The 2,121-nt window shown below is 65.6% G+C and carries 2 protein-coding genes and 1 pseudogene; all 3 read right to left on the reverse strand.

Features of this window, described 5'->3' with window-relative positions:
- On the reverse strand, positions 1-251 hold a 251-nt coding region (locus EOA29_RS34105), incomplete at its 3' end, for an alcohol dehydrogenase catalytic domain-containing protein (RefSeq protein ID WP_148669394.1).
- 38 nt (positions 252-289) lie between these two features.
- Positions 290-1,561, reverse strand: coding sequence for a beta-ketoacyl-ACP synthase (locus EOA29_RS34110; RefSeq protein ID WP_126093333.1), 1,272 nt, complete (start codon positions 1,559-1,561; stop codon positions 290-292).
- A gap of 78 nt (positions 1,562-1,639) precedes the next feature.
- A pseudogene (locus tag EOA29_RS34115) lies at positions 1,640-2,121 on the reverse strand (beta-ketoacyl-ACP synthase); the annotation flags it as partial.

Here is a 2,121-nt window from a genome sequence, read left to right on the forward strand (position 1 = left end):
GACACCAACTGTCCCGGCAGGAGATTGGAAACACCTGGTCCGACCGCCTCGACCTCGCCGGAGGCCTCGGCGCCGATGACCAGCGGCAGCTTGCGCTTGGCGAAAGCCATGCCGCGCCAGCCCCAGACGTCGATATGGTTGAGCGCCACCGCCTTGATGCGGAGCGTCACTTCGCCGAGCGAAGGCGGCGGGGGAGGCGGCAGGTCCACCGTTTCAAGGCGGCGGTCCTCGATAAGTTGCAATGCGCGCATTTGGCCTGTCGGTACTTTGGAGGCGGAAAAACGTCCGCTTAGACCGGTTCCCGCGCCATGACAAGGCAGGTGTTCTGGCCGCCGAAGCCGAAGGAATTCGACAGAACCGTGCCGACTTCGGCGTTGCGCTTCTTGTTCGGCACCACGTCGAGCACGATCGCTGGATCCGGATTGTCGTAATTGATCGTCGGCGGAATGACGCTTTCGCGCATGGTCATCAGCGAGAATGCGGCCTCGACCGCGCCGGCGGCCGACAGCGTGTGGCCGATCATCGACTTGTTCGAAGAGATCGGCATCGAGCCGACCCGCTCGCCGAACACGGTCGACAGCGACAGGTGCTCCATCTTGTCGTTTTCCGGCGTCGAGGTGCCGTGCGCGTTGACGTAGTCGATCTCGTCCTCGCTCAAGCCGGCATCGGCAAGGGCGGCGCGCACCGTGGCGATCGCCGGCGAGGCATCGGGCTTGGAGCGGGTGCGGTGGAAGTCGTCGGCGCGCTCACCGCAGCCGCGCATGATGCCGAGGATGGTCGCGCCGCGGGCAAGTGCCGCCTCCAGCGATTCCAGCACCAGCGCGCCGGAACCTTCGGCAAGGACGAAGCCGTCGCGATCCTTGGAAAAGGGTTTTGAAGCCTTTTCCGGGATGTCGTTGTGGGTGGAGAGCGCCGAAAGGAGCGAAAAGCGGATCAGCGCTTCGGCCGTCGCGGATCCGTCCGCGCCGATCGACAGCGCCTTGTCGCATTCGCCGCGGCGGATCGCCTCGACGCCGAGCTGGATGGCCGTGGCGCCGGAGGCGCAAGCGGTGGACAACGTGATCGGCAGGCCGCGCGTGCCGAAGCGGTCGGCGAGGTGATCGGCGATCGAACCGAACTGTGTGGTCTCGAAGATGTCGAGCTCCTTCAGCCCGCGCGCCACCCGCAGCAGCCTTTCGGCGCCATTGTCCTTCTTGTCGGAATTGTAGAGCGAGAAACGGTCGGCCCAGTCGAGCTCGACCGGCGGCGAAGCAAGAAACAGCGGCCCGCCGAAATCGCCGGAATCGAGGCCCGCTTCCGAGACCGCCTCTTGGGCGGCCGTCTCGGCAAGCTCATAGGTGAGGGGGCTGGCACCCTTGGAGCTCGACGGCAGGAAATCGACCATGCCGGAGATGCGGGTGTTCAGATGATCGACGGGGAAGCGGGTGATCGGGTGGATGCCGGATTTGCCGGAGGTCAGCGCCGCCCAGTTGTCTGCCTTGCCGACGCCCAGCGAGGTCACCACGCCGATGCCGGTCACGGCGACGACCGGCCTGCCCATGTGATCGCGGAGATTGGCCATGTTTTTGTGTGCCTCGGTCTAGAGCAATTCCGGGAAAAGCGTGTCGCGGTTTTCCGTACGGAATTGCATAAAACAAATCTATGCGGCTTTGATCAGCCCCAGGCCCTCGAATTGGTGATAGCCGATCGCGGTTGCAAGGACGGAATTGGGCGCGCCTTCGAATGGCCGCTCCACTGTGGCATCGAAGACAGGGTAACCGGCCTTGCGGTCGACGGCGAGTGCCGCAAGCGCCACCGCGAAGGGGAATTGCGCTTCCTTCATATGGCCGGTGAGCGTCGAGAACGCGCGCACGGCAAGCGCCGGGTTGGCGTCGAGCACTTCCTTCTCGGCCGCGGTGGCGGCGTGCGCGCCCGACGCACCGGAAATGGTCAGCAACTCCCCATCAGGCAGCGCCGCTTGCTTCAGCAGCTTGGCGATCTCGGTGTTCAACTCGCCGCGCCGGCGCCGGGCGCGGCCGGAAACGACCGGTCCGAGCTCGGCGTAGATCCTGCGGCCGCGGCTTTTCGCATGCTCGCGCCGCTCCAGCACAAGGAAAGCGCCGCCGGAGCCCGTGACCACGC

Origin of the sequence: Mesorhizobium sp. M1E.F.Ca.ET.063.01.1.1, assembly GCF_003998155.1 — a bacterium.
Lineage (GTDB): Bacteria > Pseudomonadota > Alphaproteobacteria > Rhizobiales > Rhizobiaceae > Mesorhizobium.

What these genes read in the sequence shown, in the direction of transcription:
- EOA29_RS34110 (WP_126093333.1), bottom strand. Translation starts at nt 1,561, where the DNA reads ATGGCCAATCTCCGCGATCACATGGGCAGGCCGGTCGTCGCCGTGACC.